We start from the raw sequence: 23739 nt of genomic DNA on the forward strand, positions 1-23739 counted from the left end.
TAAGCCTGGCATTCTGGCAAATAAAATTTCAGAAATGAAATTTTCGCCGCGAGTGGAGGGTTAAAAGAGGATTAGTGAAGTATTCATTGGCGATGGTGTAAGGAAAAACATAGATTCGCTGATTATACAGCTTAAAATCAACGATTTGTTAGGCACGAAACTTAAATGAAGAAAACTTTAACGATTGTTAGTTAATGTAATGCAGCCCCACACTATTTTTACGCGAATAAGCATGTTTAATAACGAGATAGGCCACATTAATTATATTACGTAATTCGCACAAGGGTTTCGTAATTGTGGTTTCTTTATAAAGCGACTCGGTTTCATTGTAAATAGTCCATAATCGATCATAAGCGCGCTGAAGTCTAACTTCGCTACGTACAATGCCCACATACACACTCATAATTTGCTGTACTTCTTTAAGGCTTTGCGTAATAAGCACCATTTCTTCGGGATGAGAGGTCCCTTCATCGTTCCAGTCCGGAATGGCATCATTAATTTCAATATTACTGATATTTTTGGCCGCATCGTCAACAGCCCAGTTGGCATAGACCAGGCCCTCCAGCAAACTATTAGATGCCAGTCGATTGGCTCCATGAAGCCCGGTATTGGAAGTTTCACCTGCGGCATACAAATTATTGATGGAAGTTCTTCCATTCAGGTCAACTTTTACACCCCCACAAATATAATGAGCAGCCGGTGTCACGGGTATTGGGTCTTTGGTTATATCGATATTCAGGCTTAAACATTTTTGGTGAATATTTGGGAAGTGCTCCATTAGGCTTTCTGAATCTAAATGTGAGCAATCGAGCCACACATGGTCGTCCCCACTGGCTTTTATTTCATTGTCGATGGCTCTTGCGACAATATCTCGCGGAGCAAGGCATCCCCGTTCATCGTATTTGTGCATAAACTCTTTGCCATCGAGCGTGCGTAAAATACCTCCAAAACCTCGCACAGCCTCAGATATCAGGAAGGCAGGTCTTTCTCCCGGATTGTATAATGATGTGGGATGAAACTGCACAAACTCCATATTGTCTACAATGCCTTTCGCTCGATAAGTCATGGCAACACCATCTCCCGTAGCCGACAGCGGATTGGTTGTATTCATGTACAAGTTACCGGCACCGCCACTGGCCAGCATGGTAGTTTTGGCCAGCATGGTTTTTACTACACCACTTTCAATATCTAACACATAGGCTCCATAACATTTAGTGTCGGCGTGATGGCGTTTTACCAATTGCCCCAGATGGTGCTGTGTGATTAAGTCAATGGCAAAATGTTTTTCATATATGGTTATGGAAGGATTATTTTTAACCTGGTCCAACAGGGCCCGATGGATTTCATACCCGGTGTTGTCTTTATGATGAAGAATTCGATTTTCTGAATGGCCGCCTTCCTTCGCCAAATCATAATCTCCGGTATTTTTTTTATCAAAGCTGGTCCCCCACTCTACCAATTCTTTAATGTAAGGCGGAGCAGCAGCTACAACTTTTCTCACAACGTGTTCATCGCACATGCCAGCTCCGGCAATCATGGTATCTTTAACATGTTTTTCAAAGTTATCTTCGGGCGCAACAACGGCTGCTATTCCACCCTGAGCATATACTGTATTGTTTTCATCAATCGCACCCTTGGACAAAAGTATTACTTTCCCAAATTTTGCAGCTTTGAGTGCCATCGTTAAACCGGCCAGCCCGCTACCAATAATTAAAAAATCAGTTTTAACCCTCATTCTTTTCTTTTTTGTTTTTATGAGTATATGCTCCCAAAATCCATTTTCGCCCAAACCCGGACACACAACTTCTACTTCTCATAAATAGTGCATCTTATGGTTTATTCACTTAGCCTCTATGACTTTAAAAAGCAAAAATAGGTATTTAGACAAGATTCCCGAAAAAAAAACAGATTACTTACACAATCTCTACACTTTTCATAAAGAGCCGCTCAGAGAACTACCGGGATATCAGAATATTAGAATGTATGTCGGGTTCTGCACGTCCGAAGACCATTGAGTGGCTTGTGCGTTTGGTTGTGGGAATCCTTTAGATTTACATTGTATTTAAAGATGGTTAGTTCCCATTTTCCCAATATTGGGACAGAAAGTTTTGATTTTGCGGCGGGATTAGCGCTGCCGCTCGTGATCCCGTCTCCATAAAATAAAAAAGTGAGTGCCGATTTTACTCAATACTTACACTCAAATGCCGAAAAATAAAAAATCTCTTGTTTTGCAATTTTTCGAGCATCCACGAAAAACGATTCAAATTAAAAATTTGAGTTTTTCGGGACTCTAAACTGCTTTGTCGCTCCGGCGGAACATCGAAATAAAACACATAAAAAACTTTAAAACAAGCAAATACAATATTGATGCATGCCAATTTGTAAACAAATGGCAAAAAAAATTAAACATTGTTTATCCACAAGGTAGTATTATATTTGATGAGAATTGTAAAAGCTTATAATTTTAGCCACCGCACTGAAAAAAACAGGAAATGATCAAGAGAAAGGAAAAACCTGACAGTAAACCAAAAGTTGAAAATCAACATACCGAATTCAAGCAAATATGGAAAGATACCTTTCTGAAATCAATTTGTGCTTTTGCTAATGCTCAGGGAGGCACGCTGTATGTTGGAGTAAATGACAACGGAGAGGTTACGGGTATTCATAATTATGCCAAACTTCTGGAAGACCTGCCCAACAAAATACGCGATATTCTGGGATTAATTCCACAAATCAATCATAAACAGGAAAGCAATAAAGGTTATTTGGAAATCATTGTGTCAGCTTCTAAAACACCGGTATCTTTTCACGGTCATTTTTATTACCGTTCGGGTAGTACCATACAAGACCTTAGCGGTGGTGCTCTTGAGCATTTCCTATTGGCAAAACGCGGTAAAAAATGGGACGGTGTAAATGCTGAGAACTTTTCGATGGACGATTTATCCGAAAATGCCTTTACCATTTTTCGCAAAAAAGCACAGAAGAGCAAACGCATTCCCGATGAAGATATAAATGGCAGCAATGAAGAGCTTCTTGAAGTACTCAAACTTACCGAAAAAAAACAACTGCTGAGAGCGGCTGTTTTATGTTTTGGCAAAGATGCCGAAAAATTGATAACCGGTGCATTTGTAAAAATTGGCTTCTTTCGCACCCATGCCGATTTGATGTATCAGGATGTGATTGAGGGAAGCCTGATTGAGCAGGTTGAAAAAACCATAGATTTGCTCACCACCAAATACATGAAAGCCAATATCGGCTACGAAGGCATTACCCGCACAGAAACTTACGATTATCCGGAAAAAGCCCTGCGCGAAGCCGTGCTGAATGCCATTATTCACAAAGACTACAGCAGCAACGTGCCCGTGCAAATAAGCGTGTACGACCGCTGGCTAATGATATACAACAGTGGCCGTCTGCCCGAAGGCTGGACGCTGGAAACACTCAAGAAAAAACACAGCTCTGTGCCGGCAAATCCCGACATTGCACGGGTGTTTTTTCGTGCCGGATACATCGAAAACTGGGGGCGTGGCATCAGAGACATGATGAGCTACTGCACCCGAGCCGGACTTCCCGAACCATTTTATAAAAAAATAGGCGCCGGTTTTGCTTTGGTGTTTGAGCAAGAAAAGAGAGCTGCTGATTTTTCGTATAAACAAGATGAAAAAGAAGAGGTAGGTGAAAATGAAAAAGCGTCGGGGAAAAGTTCACAGAAAAGTTCACAGATAATTATTCAGTTGATGAAAAAAAATCCAGAAATAACCATAGAACAGATTATTGAAGAAACAGGCTTGTCAAGACGTGGTGTTGAGTGGAACATTGATAACTTAAAAAAGAAAGGGAAAATTGCCCGCATTGGCTCGAAAAAAACAGGTAGCTGGAAAGTAAAAACTGTGGAATAAACTGTGGAATAAACTGTGGAATAAACTGTGGAATAATGCAATTAAATACAACATTCATAATGCAACAACCCTACAGCAGCGAAAAATCAGGTGAAAAGGTAGGTGAAAGTTTAGAGGAAGAAACGAGGCAAGTATTTGAAAAATTTCGGAATGATTTCGGAATTAAAACTAATTTTCGCTGTATATTGAAACCCGCTCGTGATCCCGTCTCCATAAAATAAAAAAGTGAGTGCCGATTTTACTCAATACTCACACTCAAATGCCGAAAAATAAAAAATCTCTTGTTTTGCATTTTTTCGAGCATCCACGAAAAACGATTCAAATTAAAAATTTGAGTTTTTCGGGACTCTTAACTAATTTTGTGACTCCGGCGGGATTAAGCTCGTCTCCCGCAATCCATCCCACATGCCGCTCGTGATCACGCCTAACAGGCTAACTTTAATGAAAATTCATATAAAAATTAAAAGCCTCTACCAGTTAGTAAAAGCCTTTACGGTCAATCCGGCGGGATTAGCTCGACACCCTCAAGCAAAACCCACTACCTGCTCGTGATCCCGCCTCATTAAAATAAAAAAGGTGAGTACCGATTTTACTCAATACTCACACTCAACCTCTTAACTAATTTTGTGACTCCGGCGGGATTAGCTCGTCTCCCTCTAGCAAAACCCACTACCCGCTCGTGATCCCGCCTATCGTGCTGACAGGCAAAAAAATTTCCGTAAAAAATTAAAGGCTTCTACCACTTGGTAAAAGCCTTTTCGGTGACTCCGGCGGGATTCAAACCCACGACCTTCAGAACCGGAATCTGACGTTCTATTCAGCTGAACTACGGAGCCATTCAGGGCTGCAAAGTTAATAAATTTCGTTGAAAAACATCATTTTTCATTGGAGTTTAAACAAAAGTCGTTTTTAAGTCTATTCAAGCCAAAAGCCATCAGTCTTCATCCAAAAAGCCAATCGCCACCAACCAACCACCTCTTTAAAATTTGTTATTTAATTTCTGAAATTTCTTTCGTTACCCTTCTCACCGGATACACGTTCTTCTTTTCATCCCACCATTTAGTGCGCTTATAGAACCAATTAAGTTGGGCCCAGGAGCTTTTACGTACATCAGGATTCTGCTCCAGAAAGTTTTCAAATTTTGCCTGTAAGTCTGGGTTATCTTCCAGCATTCTTCTGGCTCTTACTTCCATCACATAGGTTTCGGCATATTCTTTCTGCTCAAAAATGGCATTGAAAAAGCCCCATTGCAGGAAAGAATCAGGGCTTTCGGGCTCCAACATCCAGGCAATAAGGCGTGCAGCAGGCTGATCCATAGGAACAATAACCGTCCCGGCCGGAAATGTAGTACTATCTTTTCTTTTATGTACAGAAAAATCACTGAGGCGCATACGCCCTTCATAGGGTTGATTGCGAAAATCCACATTCGTAAAGTAATAGGTTTCCGTGGTCAGTGTTTTTTCACTTTCAATTTGTTTCATCTCTATTCCGTGTAGGCGCAAACGCTCAATAATGGTGTGCCATTGGACCGGTATTGCATAAGCCCCGGGCAACATAACCTCCCTGGCGGCTTCGGGGTACCGGTACCAGGGCAAATGAAATGTTTTATTCTCACCCTTGTGATATTGAAACCAATCTCCACCAGTCAGGTCACTTTTTACCACATCGTACTCCACACCCAGAAAATCAACAGTATCGTGTTTTTGTGTATTGCGATAGGCTACAGCAAAGGTTTTTTCCCTAAAAGCAGGCTTCTGAACAGCCTCATCTGCTGATGCTATGAGTTTACGAAGCTCAGCGCCACGTGCATTCAGCCTTTCCAATGTCAATGTTATCATTTTTTTTGTAGCCAGCACACGCTCTTTGTATGGCTTCAACATGTGCGTTTCAATCAACAGACCGGGACGATTCCTAAGTGCTGTGTATCCTTGGGAAAGCATGGGTCTGCCAGGCCTTGTGACCAACCCACTTCTCGGATCGTGCCAACTGCGAAAAGACACATAAGGGAAAATAGGATACCCGGACTTAAACATACCTTCCTCCACAAATGGCAGATACACCTCTTTTTGCCATTGGGTGAGCCCCTGGTCCATATTTCCGAACACTTCGAGCATATAGGTTATTACGTATTGATAATCGGCTCCATCAGTGGTATGGCAATCGATAAAAAAGTCGGGCTGCCAATGATCGAACATGTTAAGCCAGGCTTGCATGGCCGGTGCATCGGCTTTTACAAAATCGCGGTTGAGGTTCAAATTTTGTGCATTGGTGCGCCAGCCCATTTTTTCGGGGCCATTCTGATTGATGCGGTTATAGGCACCAAAACGCTTTAATCCATCGGGGTTGACCACCGGAGCAAACATGATGGAAACACTATCGAGTAATGCCTGTTTTTCTCCGAAAACAATATCGCGAAGTAACACCATCATAGCATCATTTCCATCTGGTTCACCGGGGTGAATATTCGACTCTACAAATAGAATTGTACGGCCGGCCTCCCGGATAGATTCCGCCTCATTTAGCCCGTCTTTATCTACAATAAGTAATGGCAGCTCGTACCCTTGAGCACTCTCTCCATAAGAGGTGTAAAATACCTGTGGAGATGCTTTTGCTATAGATTCGCAAAACTCAAGGGTTTGTTCGTAAGTAGCCGTCTTACTGCCCTCTGAAATCTCAAAGGGCAGCTGAAAATTAAAATCATTTTCATTTTGAGGGCTACAGGCGCCCAATAGAGTAACGGATAGTAAAAAAAGGGCTGCGCGTATCATTTTTTTGATAAATTTAAACAGTTAAAATTGTGTTCAAAAAAACACACAAAAATCGTACGAAACCGGACAAACAGCAATAAAATGGACACTCCAAAGTTGGTAGATCAAATACTTTATGAGCTAAAATCTTTGCAGGATAATGCAAGAAAAGCATCGGCAATGGGTAATTTCCCGCGCAAACTTGAAATAATTGGAGTAAGCTCTCCGAATATTAAAAAAGTAGTTAATAAGGTTCGAAAATTAACAAATAGTTGGACTTTGCAGCAAAAAACAGCACTTGCCATCACGCTCACACAAACCCATTACCATGAATGCCATCATCTGGCCTACTATTTTTTGGAGAAAGAACCAAAAGTAATTAACATTTTAACCATAAAGGAAGCCGAACAGCTTGCAGCTTGCCTTGACAACTGGGTACTAACAGACACCTACAGTACATTTATTCTTGGTGTGCTATGGAGAATTGGGACTATTGATGATCAATATATCCAAAACCTACTTCAAAGTGACGATGTATGGCTAAAAAGATGCGCTGTTGTAAGCACAGTCCCCCTGAATCAGGCCTCAAGAGGTGGAAAAGGCGATTCGAAACGCACAATTGAGGTGTACCGGAAAGTTGTAAATGATCATCGTCCAATGATTATAAAAGCCTTATCGTGGGCATTGCGCGTATTGATTCGCAGAGATAAAAAAGCTGTAGAGGATTTCATGATAACTCATGACAAAAAATTACACAACCAGGTAAAAAGAGAAGTATGGAATAAATTAAATACGGGTCTGAAAAACCCTGGTTAGCAACAAGTCTGTTTTTTTGAAGACATCCCAATCTACAGTTAAACCCAAAGAAAAAGCCATACATCCTCATTGTCAAACAAAATAGGGTTTAAACACCCTTTTTTGTTTGTATTATATTTCATAATTATGTAATTTCAAGTCAACGACGCATCCATAATAAGGAATCAACCAAGCGAGACATAAACCAAGTAAAAACAGATCGATATGTTAAAAATCAACAACTTAAAAATTGGTACCCGGCTTAATATTATTTTAAGCACAACCATTATTGTAATTATGGTCATTCTTGGAATATATATGACCCAAACCATGCGGGAAAAAATTATTCATGATACCGACATACGAATGACCGAGCAGGTTCAAGATTTATCAAAATTCATTACTGTACAGATTGAACTTAACCAGAAACAGGTCAATTCAGACCTCAAGGTAGCTCACCAGTATTTTTATAGCCTGGGGGAACTTGATGTTAAGGAAGAGACTACCACTTACAATGCCATCAATCAAAACACAAAAAGCTCAAAAAAAGTTACTGTACCCCTGTGGGAAATCAATGGTCAAAAGATGCAGGGCAATACGCAAATAGTTGACAAAATTCAGGAGCTAACAGATCATACAGCCACTTTGTTTCAAAAGATTGATGGCGGGTATTTACGCATAGCTACAAACGTTAGAAAAGAAAACGGCAAAAGAGCAACCGGAACTTTTATACCCAATGGTTCCCCTGTAATCGAAACCATTGAGCGGGGACAAACCTTCAGGGGAAGAGCTTTTGTGGTGAACGATTGGTACCTCACCGCCTACGAACCCATCCGCGTTGACGGCAACATTCAAGGCATACTCTACGTGGGGGTAAAAGAGAAAGACCTGGAGCAAATTAAACAAATATTTAGCAACAAAACCTATTTTGAATCAGGATACCCTTTCATGGTAGACGATGAAGGTACATTTATCATTCACCCCACCAGCGAAGGGGAAAACCATTCCAATGCGGTATTTTTCAAACAACTGAAAAACAGCAATTCAGATCAAGGTAAGACTAAATATATGTGGGAAGGTCGTCAAAAATTTCAGTATTTCAAATACCTGGATAAAATTAACGCCTACGTTTCGGTGAGTATATACGAAGAAGAGTTGATGGATATAATCACAAAAACGCGTAATGCCCTGATTGTGGCAATTATTTTTGGCGTACTCATATTTGTACTAATCAATTATATGCTTAGTCGGTCCATATCAGGCGCAATGAGTCAAGGTGTAAAGTTTGCCAATAAGATAGCCGATGGAGATTTGAACGTGAAACTGGACATCCATCAAAAAGACGAAGTGGGCCAGCTTTCAGATGCATTAAATAAAATGGTTACAAAACTCAGGGAAATAACCCAAACCATCATTCATGAAGCCGACAATATAGCAAGTGCGAGCAATGAAGTAAGCAACAACTCCCAGCAAATAGCCCAGGGCGCCTCAGAGCAAGCCAGCTCTGTAGAGGAGGTAAGCTCATCTATGGAGGAAATGTCTGCCAATATTCAGCAAAATAACGACAATGCAAAACAAACTGAGCAAATCTCAAACGAAGCTTCATCTGGCATTGAGGAAGTGAGTAAAAAGTCTCAAGAGGCTGCAAACGCTTCAAAAGAGATATCGGAGAAAATAGACATTATCAATGAAATTGCACGACAGACCAACATCCTGGCGCTTAACGCAGCCGTGGAGGCAGCGCGTGCAGGAGAGCACGGTAAAGGTTTTGCCGTGGTAGCAGCAGAAGTACGTAAACTTGCAGAACGCAGTCAAATAGCAGCCGATGAAATTGTAGGTCTGACCCAAAACTCAAGAGAGCTGGCGGTAACTACCGGCGAACGAATGAAAAAAATGCTTCCCAATCTTGAGCGGACAACAAATCTGGTAACTGAAATAAATGCGGCAAGCACCGAACAGAGCGGTGGAGCAGAACAAATCAACAAGGCAGTACAACAACTCAACGATGTAACCCAGCAGAACGCCAGCTCATCTGAGGAACTCGCAACAAGTGCAGAGGAATTGAGCAGCCAGGCCCAGGTGATGAAAGAAGCCATTTCATTCTTTAAAGTCGATGAATATGAAGAGGATGATAAAACAGAATAGCATTTGATGAAAGTGTATAATGAGGGCTTCGCTTTGAGCGAAACCCTCATTTCTCATTTCCAGCCATTTACTGGAATTCTTTCAATGGTAAAGTTGTGAAGCAACCCCAGCACAAAGTGTACATTTGATTAAAATGAAAAGTCCGGATAGGATTCACTCCTACCCGGACTTTTTATTTAAAACTTATTCAAATTATGTGTTCGACTAATTACCCCGTAAACTTGATGCTGTTCCGACATTTTTCTTAATAATTGTAGCACCTCCATCGAAATTTACAGACGAAGCTCCACTGGCCGAAACACTAATTTCGCGAGTGACATTTATTCGTACATCTGCCGCACCACTGGCTGTAATATTTGCAAAAGATACTGTAAAACCCCTGGCGTTAAAATCGCTTCCGCCCGAAGCGCTCAGCGTTAAATTATCTGATTCACCTATAACGCTCACATCAGCACCTCCTGATGAATTAACCACGCTGTTAATTACTTTTCTAAGCGTCAATTCAGCATCGCTTCCCCCGGAAGAGTTAAGGTTGAAATTCTGTCCCACGTATTCAAGTTCAAGGTCAGAGCCGCCGCTCAGGTCTGCGTTAAAACGTTCGCTTTCAATATCGATTTCAGCATCGCTTCCTCCGGACAAGTTCAATTCGAAGGATTTCGATTTTACTTTATTTTTACTGTACACATCTGATCCACCCGATGCCTCAATAGCCTGAAGGGCTGTATAAGTAACGTAAGCTTTAAGTGCTCTCGACCTCCAAATATTTTTCCGGCTTGTAATAATCAGTGTTTCACCTTCAACCTTTACCTGGATATGGGGCATAATGTTTTCATCAGCCTCGATTTTAACCCCGGTAGTCGCTCCTTTTGTAAGGTAAAGATCAAATCCTTTGCGCACATCTATGCGGTTAAAATCACCTGTTTTTATTTCTTTGCTGGTTACTTTCCCATTGCCTTTAATACCATTGGGCATGAATTCACAACCTTGCGTAAGCAGGGCCACTGTCATAAGAAGTACGAATAAGTTTCTCATAATCTCTGTTTTTTAGTACAATCAAATTTAAGAAAATTTTAAGCGCAAGGGAAAATATTTATTTTTATAAAGAGCAAGGCCGAAGCCTTGCTTCACACATATCTCTTTTAATACGCCTTTACGGTTGCCAGGCTGGAAGCATTAACGCGGCTGTTTTTTACTTTGCCTTTGTATCTTACGCTACTTGCGCTCGAAGCATTAACGGTAAGATCACCTCCGGCCATCGTAATATTCGCATTGCAGGCACTACTGGTATTAATCAAGGCATTTACAGCAACAAAGTCGAATGCATCAAGATCGCTACCGCTCGAAGCATTCACCTTAAGCGATGCTGCTGAGCCGTGTAATTTAACATCTGAACCACTTGACATATCAACTACCAACTCATCGAGTTCGTCGGCTTCAATTTCAAAATCGCTGCCACTTGAGGCATTGATGGTCAATTCTTTACCGGCAAATTTTACGATTGCATCAGACCCTGAACTCATATCGAAGTTTGCCGCGGGTGATTCCAATGTCATTTTTAAATCACTACCCGACGACATGTTTACATGCATCTCATCAGTTTTTAATGTGTTTTCTGTGTAAATATCAGCTCCGGCAGATCCGCGTATTTTTTTCAGTGCCTTAAAAGTAAGATGCGCCTTGAGCGATTTGGCATCACGAATGGTTTCTTCTGAATAAATTTTCAAAGTACCATTTTCCACTTCCGTTTTGATATGTTTCATCAGGTTCTCATCGGCCTCGAGTTTCAGGCTATTGGAATTACCCTGTGTAAGATAAAGATCGATACCATCCGATACGTAGACAGCATCAAAATTATCTACCGTACGTTCTTCTGTGGTGACCTTCTGGTTTCCTTTAATGGTTGATTTGATACCTGCCACTGCTGTTATGGCTATGGCGGCAAATGCAAGAATAAAAGCAATACGTTTCATTTTTATTGGTTTTAAAGATTAATATTCAACCCTATGACGAAGAATTAAATAAAACGTTGCAGCTGCAGGTTATTTTTATAAAAACTGTATTTACGCTCCAGGCATTTAATAAATCTATCTATTTCGATAAACAGTAGCCCCTGATTTAGAAACACCTACTGTAACAAAAACTTCGTGATTGTTATGGTTAACCAAATATTTCGTAATATTGCAGGGTATTAATAAACTAAAATTTCAAACTATGAAAAAAAGTATCTTATTAATTTTCGCAATTGTATTCTATTTCGGTGCCAACGCCCAAATCCATGTAGGTGGGTCAGTTGGGTTTTCATCTAGCAACTCAAAATCCACTACAGATGGGACAACCGTCGAGGGCCCTTCGAATACCAATATCAGTTTGATGCCAGATGTTGAATACATGCTGGCAGAAAATTTTTCAATTGGAGGCCAAATAGGCTTCAGTTTCAACAAAACAAAAGATGACGCCAATGATACTGAAACATCACTATTTATGTTTCGCATAGCACCATATGCACGTATGTATTTCCCATTGAGCGAAAACATTGAGTTTTTTGGAGAAGGCGGAGTTGGATTTGCCAGGGGAACCGACAAGGTAACTGTGGGGAACACTACAAATGATGGCAACACTTATACTGATTTTAGCTTAGGAGTAACTCCCGGGTTGCGTTATGCAATTTCTGAAAAATTAAAACTCGAACTGCGGGCCGGTTACCTGGGCTATATGTTCTCGAGTGTTAATAACAACGGAGACCCCGAAACCGTAGAAAAATACAATGAATTTGGGCTCAACATCAACCTCTCAACAGTAGCATTGGGTATTAAATATACCCTGTAAATAAAAAATGAGGCTGTCCGTTAAGTATGGACAGCCTCAATATTTATCTCAAATTACGCTTACTGCATAAAGTAATAGCTCGCTGATAATGATAACACCCTATTTGACCATTTATAATCGCTCGCATCAACTGCAGAACCCTCAAAATCAGGATTAAGGTTGCCTAAACCAAGAGAATAACCAGCATTAATTAAAATCGGACCCACCTCATAACCAACTCCAAAATTCAAACCATAGTCCAAACCTCTGAATGCATCTTCATCTTCGCCTAAATCACCTTCTCCAACTTCGCCGTAGAAAGGCTTATAGCTAGTTTCATCACTATATGTTTCCTCAACACCCGCTGCTGATACTGTCACATCCCATTTGTTTTTACCTGCAATACCAAAAGCAACATAAGGTCCGGCATAAACCTGGAATCCACCAAACTTATAAGCTGCATGGATAGGTATTTCAAGATAATTAAATGAATAACGGTCATACCCTTCTGCATCTACACCATCTCCACCATATTCTTCCTCAATATCAATGCTAAATCCCTTACTGGTGTACATCAGGCCAGTTTGAATACTGAATGTTTCCATTAAACTATAATCTATTGTTGCACCAACATGGAAACCTGCTCTAAATTTTGTTTCAGTTTCTTCCATGTCTCCGGAATAATTCTGTCCTATATTATTCCCGTTTAAACCTGCTTTAAGGCCAAGTTTGATTTGTGCTTGTGAAGCCATTGTAAAGGCCAACACGATTGCAAAAAGTAATGATAATTTTTTCATAATGAATTAGTTTGTTTTTCTGCCTACTCTTAGGTTTTTCGGCTTTCACCTCATACTCTGTTTCCGGATTTTCTGATGCCTCCCATAAAAAATAAATGGCTGCTAACTCCAGTATTCCTAAAATTGATTACTCAATAATATTTTACTATAAAGTTTTCAGCCACCTAAAATAAATTTTTGAACTAGTACTTTTATTTTTCAGGGGTCAAGTTAATAATTACTTTTTTACAAAAAACAAGATTTAAGGGTAATCCCCGTTTTTTAACTTTTAAATAACATTGTGCTTAAAAGCTCATTCTGGCTTGTGGCGTAATATCATGTGCTGCAAACAGCTTTTTATGGTATTTGTAATAGCCTGTTATTGCGATCATGGCAGCGTTATCGGTAGTATAACTGAATTTTGGGACAAACAAACCAAGTTGCTCTTTTTGCGCATAATCTTCAAGTGCGCTACGCAAACCACTATTGGCGCTCACCCCCCCGGCAACGGCAATCTCTTTTACTCCGGTTTGCTTTACAGCTTTATGGAACTTTTCCATTAATATTTCAATTATAGTGCACTGTATAGAAGCAGCAAGGTCTGCCTTGTTTTGATTAATAAATTCAGGGTTCTCTTTCATACGGTCTCGCAGAAAATAAAGAAAGGAAGTTTTGAGCCCACTGAAACTGTAATCCAGATTATCGATTTTAGGTTTATTAAATTTGAAAGCATTGGCATTTCCCTGCTTTGCCAACTTGTCGATAACAGGTCCGCCGGGATAGCCCAAATCCATAATCTTGGCACATTTATCAAAAGCTTCTCCGGCAGCATCGTCTATGGTTGTACCGATAATTTCCATGTTCAGGTAATCATGCACAAGTACGAGCTGACTGTGGCCGCCCGATACCAGCAAACAAAGAAAGGGAAACTGCGGTTGATTGTTATCATCCGCACCATCTTTAATAAAATGAGCCAGCACATGTGCCTGCAGGTGATTGACCTCAATCATTGGTATATTCAGTGATAAGGCAAAGCCTTTGGCAAAGGAGGTTCCTACCAGCAAAGAACCTAAAAGTCCGGGGCCACGGGTAAATGCAATGGCCGAGATATCTTCCGGTTGCATCCCTGCATCTTTTATGGCAGCATCAACCACCGGAACAATATGCTGCTGGTGAGCCCGGCTGGCCAACTCCGGCACTACTCCACCGTATTTCTCATGTACAGCCTGGGAGGATACAATATTAGATTTTATTACCCCATCTTCTATAACTGCGGCACTCGTATCGTCACATGACGATTCTATACCCAAAATTCTGATTTTGCTCATATAATGCGTTACGTTTCCAAAATTTTCCATCAAAAAATCACCTTTTCACACCTCTTTTTATTTATATTGACAACGAATAGCTCAAATTGCTGTTTCATTTATAAATTTGCCAATTAAATCGACAAAATTATTAAAAAAAGAAGATACATAGGTCTTTGGGTTTTATTAATCGTACTCACGCTCCCTTTTTGGCTTTATATGGCCCTTTTGAGCAGCGACCTGCAAACCTATGTCTCAAAACTGGCTGCCAACCAGTTGTCTGAAATGACCAACTCAAAGGTTGAAGTCGCAAAAGTATATTACAAACCTTTTACCAATCTGGAACTCCACCAGGTTTTTGTTGGTGACCAGAATGAAGATACCCTGTTTTATGTGCATCGCCTAAAAACAAATATTAGCTGGATAAATATAAAAAACCTTAATATATGGCTGGATGAAGTCACCATTGACTCCGCCAAAATATATTTTAAACAGGACAGCACAGGCGAGCTAAATCTCAATTATTTCCTGGCCGGTCTTATAGCAGATACCACAGAAAAAGACACCTCATCGAGCTCATTTCAGCTAAACATTGCTCATTTAAACCTGAACAAAACACGATTCCGTTTTAAAACTTATCAACCCACAGAGCAACCCTATGGCGTAAATTACGAGGATATGCTTTTTCAGGATATACGGCTCAATGCAGAAAACTTCAAGCTGGTAAATGCCGATATTTCAATGGACATTAATTACTTGTCGTTCAGGGAGCAAAGCGGACTGGAGATTGATACACTCTCGGGTCGTTACGAGATGGATACTTTGGGCATCAGATTTAAAAACTATTTACTCAGAATCGACAGTACCTTTATTAAAGCAAAATATCAAAAGCTTGCCTTTAAGGAATTTGAACAAATGAGTGATTTCCTTAACGAGGTAAGTATAGAGAGTAATATCACCGAATCGTACATCAGAAGTCGCGATATTGGTTGGTTTGTGCCCGAATTCAGGGATATGGGCATTCAGCTGAAACTCAAAGGTAAATTATCAGGTCCGGTAAGTCGCCTCAAGGGTAAAAATTTACAGATTGCACTAACAGATTCCACATTTTTACGCACAAGCTTTTCCATAAACGGGCTGCCAGATATTGAAAACACATTTTTATATGTCAACATACATGAACTCAAAGGATATCGAAACGACCTGAGTTTACTACCCATGCTGGTGGACGATAAAGGAGAAGTACCTGTACCGGAACAAATATCAAAATTCGGATTCAAGGGCAATATCAGTGGTTTTGCAACAGACCTGATTACAGACGGCACCATATCGACCAGCGTAGGAAACATATATGCCAACCTGGCCTACAAACAGCTGGAAGATAAAACCACCAAAATCAAAGGAACCTTTTCGGCCAAACAAGTTGCCATAGACCAACTCACCGGAGATTACAGTACCCTGGGAAAAACTTCTCTTACTTCCCGCATAAACGGAACCTTTTATGCCGGGGGTGGCTTCGATGCTGAAGTTAATGGCAATATAGAATACTTTGATTTTAACCAATATCGAATAAATAATATAAACATAAACGGGCAGCTCACCGAAAAGGCTTTTGATGGCGACATAACTGTAGACGACAAAGCGCTGGATGTGAATTTTACAGGCCATTTTGAATACAGCACACAAATGCCCAATCACCGTTTTCTGCTCAATATTCATAATATCGATTTCATAGCTCTGAACCTCGATCAGGACAGCGTTTCAAGGTTGAGCTGTGACGTTATGGCCAATATTACAGGCAACGACCCCAATAACATATCCGGAAGTGTGAATATATTAGGGTTAAATTTTGAAAGAAATCGCAACAGCATAGATTTTAACGAGTTAGCTATTAAAGCCGACCAACAATCTTATGAGAAAAACATTGAAATCAAGTCCGATTTCTTAAATATTGGATTAGACGGCCACTATAACTTAACCGAACTTTCTCCTGCAATCAGTCAGTTGGTTAGTGAATATGCACCACGTTTTGCCTGGGATACCACAGAAGTAATAAGCACAAACACTAACTTTAATTTACAGGTCGATATGATCAACATACAACCGTTGATACAATTATTCGTGCCTAATATATCCATCAGCAATAATACCCGGTTTACAGGGAAGTTTAATCAAAATGAAAATCTTTTACTTGTTGAGGGCGCAAGCGAACGTGTGGAAGTTGCAGGCATGAAACTTAATAAATTTAAAGTAAGATCATTCAATGCCCCGAACAGAATTCATGCAACCATTGCAACTGAAGCGTTTAATTATGCCGGCAATTATGCATTGAGCAATCTCAAACTCAATACGATTCTAAAACCGGATTCTATTGATTTGAATGTAAACTGGGATAACAATGCTCAAGTAGACTCGGCCATATACAGTGGCAATATCAACACAGGTATTTACTATGAGTCCAGTGACAGTATTGCATTTGAAGATTTCACAATAAACCTGGATCCCTCATACATTATTATTGCCGATACACTTTGGAGCATCAGTAAAAGTCAGATTGACGTAGACTCAACATCGTACAGCTTTGAAAACTTTACCATTGAAAATGGTTTCCAATACCTGAAGTTACAGGGCACCATATCTGAAAAAAATGCAGACACACTGCAGGTAAATGCCAACAACATTAATATATCACCATTAAATATGTTTACCAAAAGCATGAACCTGAAACTCGAAGGTGTGCTCAATGCAGATTTAAAAGTCTCGCAAATATATTCTAATCCATTTATCGGATCCAAAATCGACTTAAAAAAACTAACCATAAATGAACAGCTGATAGGAGACACGAAAATATCAACAGAATGGGATCCATTCCTGGAAATGATTCACCTTGAATGGCTATCTACAATTATGCAAACTGAGGTGCTAAATGTTATCGGTGATTTTGACCCGGCCACTTCCAAAATGAACTTCAGGCTGTTTGTAGACCGCTTTAACCTGAATATTCTGGAACCTTATCTGGAGGGTCTACTGCATGACCTGGAGGGACTAACAACGGCTGAAATAATATTGAAAGGAACAATAGACAAACCTGATATTCAAGGTGTGGTGATTTTTGATCGCACTGCCTTTACGCTCGACTATACGCAAACACGGTACGAAATTACAGACTGGTTCGATATAGCGCCTGATGCAATATATTTCAACGAACTCCGCATTACAGATCAATATGATAATTACGGCCACCTGGATGGAAAAATCACCCACAATAATTTCAAAGATATAGCTGTCGATCTCAGTTTTAATTCACGCAACCTGATGTTTTTAAATACCCGGCGTGAAGATAACGAAACGTTTTTTGGAACTGTTTTCGCTTCAGGCGAGTCAAATCTGGACGGTTCACTGGAAGATCTCGAAATAGATATTTCAATGAAAACAGAAGAAAACACCAAATTTTTCATCCCGCTTGAAAGCAGTGAAGAAGTTTCGGAGTACGATTTTATAAAATTCGCCTACAAAGATACCACATTGGGGCAAGCAAGCTCCATAGAACCAAAAGAAGAAACTACAAATGATGCCATAAGCATCAACATGAATCTCAGCATCACTCCTGCAGCAGAGGTGCAAATAATTTTCGACAGTAAAATAGGCGACATCATTAAAAGCCGTGGTTCTGCTGACATGAATGTTACAATGAATAAATCAGGCGACTTAAGCATTTATGGTGAATACAGCATCGAAAAAGGGGACTATTTGTTTACGCTGCAGGATGTATTCCAAAAACACCTGACCATAGCCAAAGGCAGTAGTCTCACATGGGCAGGCGATCCGGAAGATGCTATAGTCGACATTGATGCCATTTACAGAGTTCGCCGTGCTTCGGTATACGACCTTACATTTAACCCCGACCATCAGGATCTGGTAGTGCCGGTAGAAACACATCTTTTAATGACCGGAGGCCTGGAATCTCCACAGATAGGTTTTAGCCTGGACCTCCCGCCTTCAGCAAAAGAAACACAGGAACAGCTCAACAACCTACCACAAGAAGACCTCAACAAACAAGTGCTTTCACTGCTGGTAATGAACCGTTTCTTGCCACTACCCGGAGCCCAAACCGCTGCCAAAACCGACGACTTCGGTATGGAAAGCAATGCAAGCGAATTACTCTCCAACCAGGTAAGCAACTGGCTATCGCAAATATCAAGTTCTGTTGATATAGGATTCAACTATACACCAGGCGATGAAGTAGAGTCACAGGAATATGAGGTGGCTGTATCTACCCAATTGCTCAATAACCGGGTAACAGTCCAATCAAATGTAGGTTTGGGTGGGCAGCAAGTCAATGCCACAGATGAAACCCAAAATACATCTAATATAGCAGGCGACTTCCAGGTAGATGTAAAACTTAACCGCACCGGAAAACTCCGCGTAAAAGCCTATGCCAAATCCAATGAAGACATATACGTCGAGGCTGAGTCTACCCAGGGAGTAGGTATTTTTTACAAAGAAGAGTTCAATACTTTTGGTGAGCTATGGCGTAGGCTGTTTGGCGAAAAGCTAAAAGAAAAAGCAGATTCAACTAAAACGAATTAAGCTCTGCTGAAAAAATGCGTGCAATTTCGCTGAAATCGATTCCGTTTACATTGCGATTCTATAAACATTTGATGGCCCGGGCATCATTTCGGAAAAACTCCATAGGGCTGACATACCAGTAGCAATGGTTGGCATCAGTAATTTTCTGCTGCCACGGAAAATCAATCATCGAAATACATTTTTCATTGGCGAAATGTAAACTGTGGCTAAAACCGTTTCTGTACAAAATTCCAAAATCCCGGCATGAATGCCGGGGCTATTGATTCCATTGATCAATGTGGTCTTTGGACGTTCGCCGGGCTTTAGCCCGTTTTACGAAACCTCTACATAATAAAAAAGGGCTCCGCACAATGCGAAACCCTTTTATATTGTTGTCGGTATTTTTACAATGTACCACTAATGATAAATGTAGCAGCAAAAGCCAAAATCGCATAAAGCTCGGGGAACACCGCCAAAATAAGGGTGCTACCAAATACTTCGTGACCTGATCCAATACCTTCAATACCGTTGGCACAAACCTGGCCCTGACGAATTCCGGACAGCAAGCCAACAAATCCCAATGCCATACCTGCTCCAAAAATAGCAGAGGCCTGTACCCATGTAATGGATTCGGTAAGCACGCCGGTCCCTGAAATAATGAAATATCCCATAAATCCGTAAAGACCCTGCGTTCCGGGAAGAGCACTCAAAACTACATAGTTACCGAATGCTTCACTGTTTTTTTTCATTGCCCCTATCGAAGCGTTTCCACCAAAAGATACTCCGTAAGCACTTCCGATTCCGGCGAGTGCAATCATAAGGCCAATGCCGATATAAGCTAAAATAATTGGTGTCATTTGTTAAAATTTTTAAGGTTATAAATTAATATTGTACTTTCTTAAATGGTTTATATTCTTTTCCGCCACCGGCAAAACCGGCATTTTTGTAAAATTCCACAAAAGTTAATCGCAATGGGTGCACAAAAGCGCCCAGTCCTGACATAAATATGTTAATGGAGTGGCCAATCACCAATATGATTAATATAACCAGTTGTTTGACAATAATGAGATCGGGACTCAGGTCAAAAGCTAACTGATTAAAAACAAGTCCGAGTATTGCACTTGAAAGTCCCAGGGCAAACAATCTGATGTAAGAAAGCAAATCGCCAATTACACCGGTAACCATATTGTATGTATCCCACAATCCTACACCAACATTCATAAAAATATTGCGTTTCGGATCGTTGAAAACAAAAATCCCCAAACCGGCAATACCCAAAATAATCAGGTGAGGTATGCTCCACATAAGTTCCTGGTCAGGTGATTTTTCATCGAGCAGGTAAAAGATACCTGAAGATACAATCAATATGAACCAGCCCCATGTAGATACAGAATATAGAAATCCTTTTTGCCTGATTTGGTTGATGGCTTTTAAAATCATTCCAAACAAAATTTGGATAAGGCCAAAAATCAATGCCAGGTTGAACATTTGCTGCTCATCCAAAAACATTTCCCGCACATCCGATAGAAAAGGAATATGGGCACTATTCAGGTTTACACCGAATACGGTTCCGGTTAGTATGCCAAACAAAACTGTTGCAAAACCTAACCATTGCACAAGTGATAGCAATGGTTTCATATCTGGCTTAACTTTTCTTTTATAAATGGCGGTTGCAATTAACATGATGATTCCGTAACCGGCATCGCCAAGGCAAAAACCGAAAAACATCATGAAAAACGGGGCAAAAAACGGCGTTAAATCCAATTCTCCGTACTTAGGCAGTGAAAACAGTTTAGCCACCGGTTCGAATAATCGGCTGTAACGGTTATTTTTAAGCAAGATGGGCGGTTTGTCCTCCTCTTTTGCCTCTTTTTTCAAAAAATAAGCATCTTGTCCCTCAAGCCATTTATCAGCTTCATCTGTGTTTGTTTTTGGAATCCACGCTTCCAGGTATTTTACTTTACCTTCGGCCTCATCACTTGTCTGAAATCTTACTTTTACTTCTGAAAGTTTATCTTCCAGCTCTGCTTTGTATTTTTTCAGCGCATCAATTCCGTTTACGGCAATAAGATTAAGCTTTTTCTTTATCTCCTCCTGCTTTGCCCTGTTCTCCTCTAATTTTCTTTCAATTTCTTCCAACTCTCCACCTGGCTTGCCAACTTCATCGGTTTTAGGCAACAATGAGGGATAATCTTTATCGGTTGTTTCGTCGATAGCCACAAAATGTTGAAAACCTTTATAATCTGAAATAACGCTCAGAGGGTGCTCTTCTTCCCATTCGGGTTTATATTTTTTTATGGGGCAAATTAGAAAGCGTACATGCAAACCAGCCTGTTCGAGTTTTTCAATATTTTCAATTTTAAAATAACCCCACGGCTCAATTTGTTTGTATTGTTTTTCGAGTGCTGTCTTTTCCTGGTTTAGCTGTTCAATCTCCTGATCAAGAGTAATGATTTGCTTGTAAAGGGCTTTGCCATCTTCATCTTTATAATCATTACCAGAAATTTTCAGGTCTGAGGCTCTGCGCTCAAGCTGCTTTATTCTTTGCCCAAGCTCGGTGATTAAGCGATACTGTGCTTCAATTTCGGGCGTAGGTTCCTTTTTATGCTCTGCCATGTGGGCAACCCCAATCTCCTTGAGGCTTTTCACAAAATCGTCATAATCGGCATGAAAAACCAGGAATGAATAATGATACATTGGAACGATCATGATTGCACCTCCATTTTCTGTTGTCTGTTTTTAACAATTTTTTGAGCAGCTTTAGACAGATTCTCTTCGTCCTCGAGGAAACGTTTAATTTTTCTTATGGCATCCTGATAACCCGGTATTTGCACTTTTTCGTAAAGGTTTACCTTTTGTGTTGTTTTTTTCCGGGCATAATCAAGCAATTCCATTTTTCGCACAAATACCTCTTGCTCAGTGGCTATTTTGGTAATTTGTTTCAAAATATCTATACCATCGGGAAACCATCCCGGTGCTTTGAACATATTGTAGTCATGCACTTCAAATTCTATGTTTTCCAAAATCGGTGTCAACACACCTGCAATCTTTTTTGAAGATAGCTTCACGTCTTTTATACGCACAAGTGAAGGGTCAAACTCACTCCACAAACGCATCATATCCTCGAGTTCGCGGCGCTTTTCAGTTACTTGTTCATCAAGCTCTTCTGCCTTTTTCTTGGCCTTTTTAACTTCTACACGTAAGGCCGATTCTTTGTTTTTCAGCGTAGGCAGCGCCCGCTCGCGAATGGAAAGTTGCTTTTTGAGCTTCTGCTGTGATGTTTTATTATATTGAAATTTTATAGCCACGTGTTCTTTTCTTTTTTATTAATTAAATGTAAAAAAACAGCAATACTAACGGCTTGCTTATTCGCCTTTCCAATATTTATCTGCCATTTCTTTCTTGATACCAACTTCGGTACGTTTGAAATATTTGGCCAATAGTTCCCAGGCAATGTCGAGCATTTTGTCTATATCAACATTTACATCAATTGCCAACAGTTGATCTGAATATTCTTTGGCAAATTCGAGTGTACGCTCATCGTAATCAGTAAGATCAAATCCATTTTCGAGCTTGGTGCGAGCGCTGGCTGCATCGGCATAAAGCCTGATGGCCGCGTTCATCACTTGCGGGTGGTCTTCGCGGGTTTGCTTACCAATTACAAGCTGCTTAAGCCTTGATAGTGAGCGGAACGGATCTACAATTACTTTACCGATATCGGTATCGCGGCGCAAGAACAACTGTCCTTCCGTAATGTAACCGGTATTATCGGGAATAGCGTGTGTAATATCGCCACCGGAGAGGGTTGTAACAGCTACAATGGTTATGGAGCCGCCCGTTGGAAACTGTACTGCTTTTTCATATATCCTTGCCAAATCGGAATACAATGATCCGGGCATACTATCTTTAGAAGGAATCTGGTCCATACGGTTCGATACAATGCTCAGTGCATCGGCAAAAAGTGTCATATCGGTAAGGAGTACGAGTACACTTTCATTTTTATCTACGGCAAAATATTCTGCAGTAGTAAGCGCCATATCAGGAACGAGCAGCCTTTCTACCGGTGGATTATCGGTGGTATTTACAAAGCTCACGATACGGTCGAGCGCACCGGCATTGTCGAATACATTTTTAAAGTACAGGTAATCATCGTTGGTGAGTCCCATTCCGCCAAGGATAATTTTATCAGCTTTAGCACGGAGTGCCACACTGGCCATAACCTGGTTGTAGGGTTGGTCAGGGTCGGCAAAGAACGGAATTTTCTGACCTGACACAAGACTGTTATTCAGGTCGATTCCTGCTATACCGGTTGCAATAAGGTCTGATGGCTGTTCTCTTCGAACGGGGTTTACTGAAGGGCCGCCAATTTCACGGGTTTCACCTTCAACCTTTGGGCCACCGTCGATTGGGTCACCATAGGCGTTGAAAAAACGGCCGGCAAGCTGCTCACTAACCATAATCTCGGGTGATTTTCCGAGAAAAGTAACTTCTGCATTGGTTGGAATACCTTCGGTACCCGAAAAAATCTGCAGCACAACCTCATCACCAATAATTTTCACAACCTGAGCCATTCGTCCATCAACAATGGCCATTTCGTCGTACCCAACGTCCTGGGCATTTAGCGATACCGTGGCCTTGGTGATATTGGTGAGTTTGGTGTATATTTTTTGAAATGCTTGGCTTTCCATGGTCAATT

General features: G+C 40.6%; 15 protein-coding genes and 1 tRNA gene. 5 read left to right on the top strand and 11 right to left on the bottom strand.

Annotation, left to right across the window (positions count from 1 at the left end):
* Positions 1-187 precede the first annotated feature (187 nt).
* Positions 188-1735 (bottom strand): L-aspartate oxidase, encoded by a 1548-nt coding sequence (gene nadB, locus ACTB0Y_RS15625; RefSeq protein WP_463207769.1) that lies wholly within the window; start codon positions 1733-1735, stop codon positions 188-190.
* Between the two features lie 757 nt (positions 1736-2492).
* Here nadB and ACTB0Y_RS15630 point away from each other — a divergent pair.
* Entirely contained in the window at positions 2493-3899 is a 1407-nt protein-coding gene (locus ACTB0Y_RS15630; protein ID WP_463207770.1) for an RNA-binding domain-containing protein, read from the top strand.
* Between the two features lie 762 nt (positions 3900-4661).
* On the opposite strand, the gene ACTB0Y_RS15635 is transcribed toward ACTB0Y_RS15630, so the two are convergent.
* Positions 4662-4735 (bottom strand) — tRNA-Arg (locus ACTB0Y_RS15635).
* 153 nt (positions 4736-4888) lie between these two features.
* On the bottom strand, positions 4889-6667 hold the full coding sequence (locus ACTB0Y_RS15640; RefSeq protein ID WP_463207771.1) for a M14 family metallopeptidase: 1779 nt from the start codon (positions 6665-6667) through the stop codon (positions 4889-4891).
* 81 nt (positions 6668-6748) lie between these two features.
* Here ACTB0Y_RS15640 and ACTB0Y_RS15645 point away from each other — a divergent pair, with 81 nt between their 5' ends.
* Together ACTB0Y_RS15645 and ACTB0Y_RS15650 are read left to right on the top strand one after the other, a co-directional pair.
* Complete coding sequence (locus ACTB0Y_RS15645) at positions 6749-7462, top strand: DNA alkylation repair protein (RefSeq protein WP_463207772.1); 714 nt, start codon at positions 6749-6751, stop codon at positions 7460-7462.
* Positions 7463-7666: 204 nt separating this feature from the next.
* On the top strand, positions 7667-9586 hold the full coding sequence (locus ACTB0Y_RS15650; RefSeq protein ID WP_463207773.1) for a methyl-accepting chemotaxis protein: 1920 nt from the start codon (positions 7667-7669) through the stop codon (positions 9584-9586).
* 204 nt (positions 9587-9790) lie between these two features.
* Here the strand turns inward: ACTB0Y_RS15650 and ACTB0Y_RS15655 are convergent, their stop codons facing one another.
* Positions 9791-10618, bottom strand: coding sequence for a head GIN domain-containing protein (locus ACTB0Y_RS15655; RefSeq protein WP_463207774.1), 828 nt, complete (start codon positions 10616-10618; stop codon positions 9791-9793).
* 107 nt (positions 10619-10725) lie between these two features.
* Positions 10726-11556, bottom strand: coding sequence for a head GIN domain-containing protein (locus ACTB0Y_RS15660; protein WP_463207775.1), 831 nt, complete (start codon positions 11554-11556; stop codon positions 10726-10728).
* Between the two features lie 241 nt (positions 11557-11797).
* Between ACTB0Y_RS15660 and ACTB0Y_RS15665 the strand changes: the two genes are divergently transcribed.
* Complete coding sequence (locus ACTB0Y_RS15665) at positions 11798-12412, top strand: outer membrane protein (RefSeq protein ID WP_463207776.1); 615 nt, start codon at positions 11798-11800, stop codon at positions 12410-12412.
* A 59-nt stretch (positions 12413-12471) separates the two neighbouring features.
* Here the strand turns inward: ACTB0Y_RS15665 and ACTB0Y_RS15670 are convergent, their stop codons facing one another.
* Entirely contained in the window at positions 12472-13188 is a 717-nt protein-coding gene (locus ACTB0Y_RS15670) for a porin family protein (RefSeq protein ID WP_463207777.1), read from the bottom strand.
* Positions 13189-13472: 284 nt separating this feature from the next.
* On the bottom strand, positions 13473-14495 hold the full coding sequence (gene tsaD / locus ACTB0Y_RS15675) for a tRNA (adenosine(37)-N6)-threonylcarbamoyltransferase complex transferase subunit TsaD (RefSeq protein ID WP_463207789.1): 1023 nt from the start codon (positions 14493-14495) through the stop codon (positions 13473-13475).
* A 168-nt stretch (positions 14496-14663) separates the two neighbouring features.
* Here tsaD and ACTB0Y_RS15680 point away from each other — a divergent pair, with 168 nt between their 5' ends.
* Positions 14664-19064, top strand: a complete 4401-nt coding sequence (locus ACTB0Y_RS15680; protein ID WP_463207790.1) for a translocation/assembly module TamB domain-containing protein — start codon at positions 14664-14666, stop codon at positions 19062-19064.
* Positions 19065-19447: 383 nt separating this feature from the next.
* Here the strand turns inward: ACTB0Y_RS15680 and ACTB0Y_RS15685 are convergent, their stop codons facing one another.
* The 4 genes from ACTB0Y_RS15685 to ACTB0Y_RS15700 are packed head-to-tail and all read right to left on the bottom strand — an operon-like array spanning position 19448 to position 23731.
* A complete protein-coding gene (locus ACTB0Y_RS15685) occupies positions 19448-19900 on the bottom strand; it encodes a V-type ATP synthase subunit K (protein WP_463207778.1) in 453 nt (150 codons plus the stop codon).
* Between the two features lie 25 nt (positions 19901-19925).
* Entirely contained in the window at positions 19926-21752 is a 1827-nt protein-coding gene (locus ACTB0Y_RS15690; protein WP_463207779.1) for a V-type ATP synthase subunit I, read from the bottom strand.
* A complete protein-coding gene (locus ACTB0Y_RS15695; RefSeq protein WP_463207780.1) occupies positions 21749-22351 on the bottom strand; it encodes a V-type ATP synthase subunit D in 603 nt (200 codons plus the stop codon). Before ACTB0Y_RS15695 ends, ACTB0Y_RS15690 begins: the two co-directional genes overlap by 4 nt.
* A gap of 57 nt (positions 22352-22408) precedes the next feature.
* Complete coding sequence (locus ACTB0Y_RS15700) at positions 22409-23731, bottom strand: V-type ATP synthase subunit B (RefSeq protein ID WP_463207781.1); 1323 nt, start codon at positions 23729-23731, stop codon at positions 22409-22411.
* Positions 23732-23739: the final 8 nt, after the last annotated feature.

This window comes from Salinivirga sp., assembly GCF_055145285.1.

Bases quoted from the DNA above. Each gene is read 5' to 3' on its own strand.
- nadB (WP_463207769.1), bottom strand. From the start codon at position 1,735: ATGAGGGTTAAAACTGATTTTTTAATTATTGGTAGCGGGCTGGCCGGT.
- ACTB0Y_RS15630 (WP_463207770.1), top strand. From the start codon at position 2,493: ATGATCAAGAGAAAGGAAAAACCTGACAGTAAACCAAAAGTTGAAAAT.
- ACTB0Y_RS15640 (WP_463207771.1), bottom strand. From the start codon at position 6,667: ATGATACGCGCAGCCCTTTTTTTACTATCCGTTACTCTATTGGGCGCC.
- ACTB0Y_RS15645 (WP_463207772.1), top strand. From the start codon at position 6,749: ATGGACACTCCAAAGTTGGTAGATCAAATACTTTATGAGCTAAAATCT.
- ACTB0Y_RS15650 (WP_463207773.1), top strand. From the start codon at position 7,667: ATGTTAAAAATCAACAACTTAAAAATTGGTACCCGGCTTAATATTATT.
- ACTB0Y_RS15655 (WP_463207774.1), bottom strand. From the start codon at position 10,618: ATGAGAAACTTATTCGTACTTCTTATGACAGTGGCCCTGCTTACGCAA.
- ACTB0Y_RS15660 (WP_463207775.1), bottom strand. From the start codon at position 11,556: ATGAAACGTATTGCTTTTATTCTTGCATTTGCCGCCATAGCCATAACA.
- ACTB0Y_RS15665 (WP_463207776.1), top strand. From the start codon at position 11,798: ATGAAAAAAAGTATCTTATTAATTTTCGCAATTGTATTCTATTTCGGT.
- ACTB0Y_RS15670 (WP_463207777.1), bottom strand. From the start codon at position 13,188: ATGAAAAAATTATCATTACTTTTTGCAATCGTGTTGGCCTTTACAATG.
- tsaD (WP_463207789.1), bottom strand. From the start codon at position 14,495: ATGAGCAAAATCAGAATTTTGGGTATAGAATCGTCATGTGACGATACG.
- ACTB0Y_RS15685 (WP_463207778.1), bottom strand. From the start codon at position 19,900: ATGACACCAATTATTTTAGCTTATATCGGCATTGGCCTTATGATTGCA.
- ACTB0Y_RS15690 (WP_463207779.1), bottom strand. From the start codon at position 21,752: ATGATCGTTCCAATGTATCATTATTCATTCCTGGTTTTTCATGCCGAT.
- ACTB0Y_RS15700 (WP_463207781.1), bottom strand. From the start codon at position 23,731: ATGGAAAGCCAAGCATTTCAAAAAATATACACCAAACTCACCAATATC.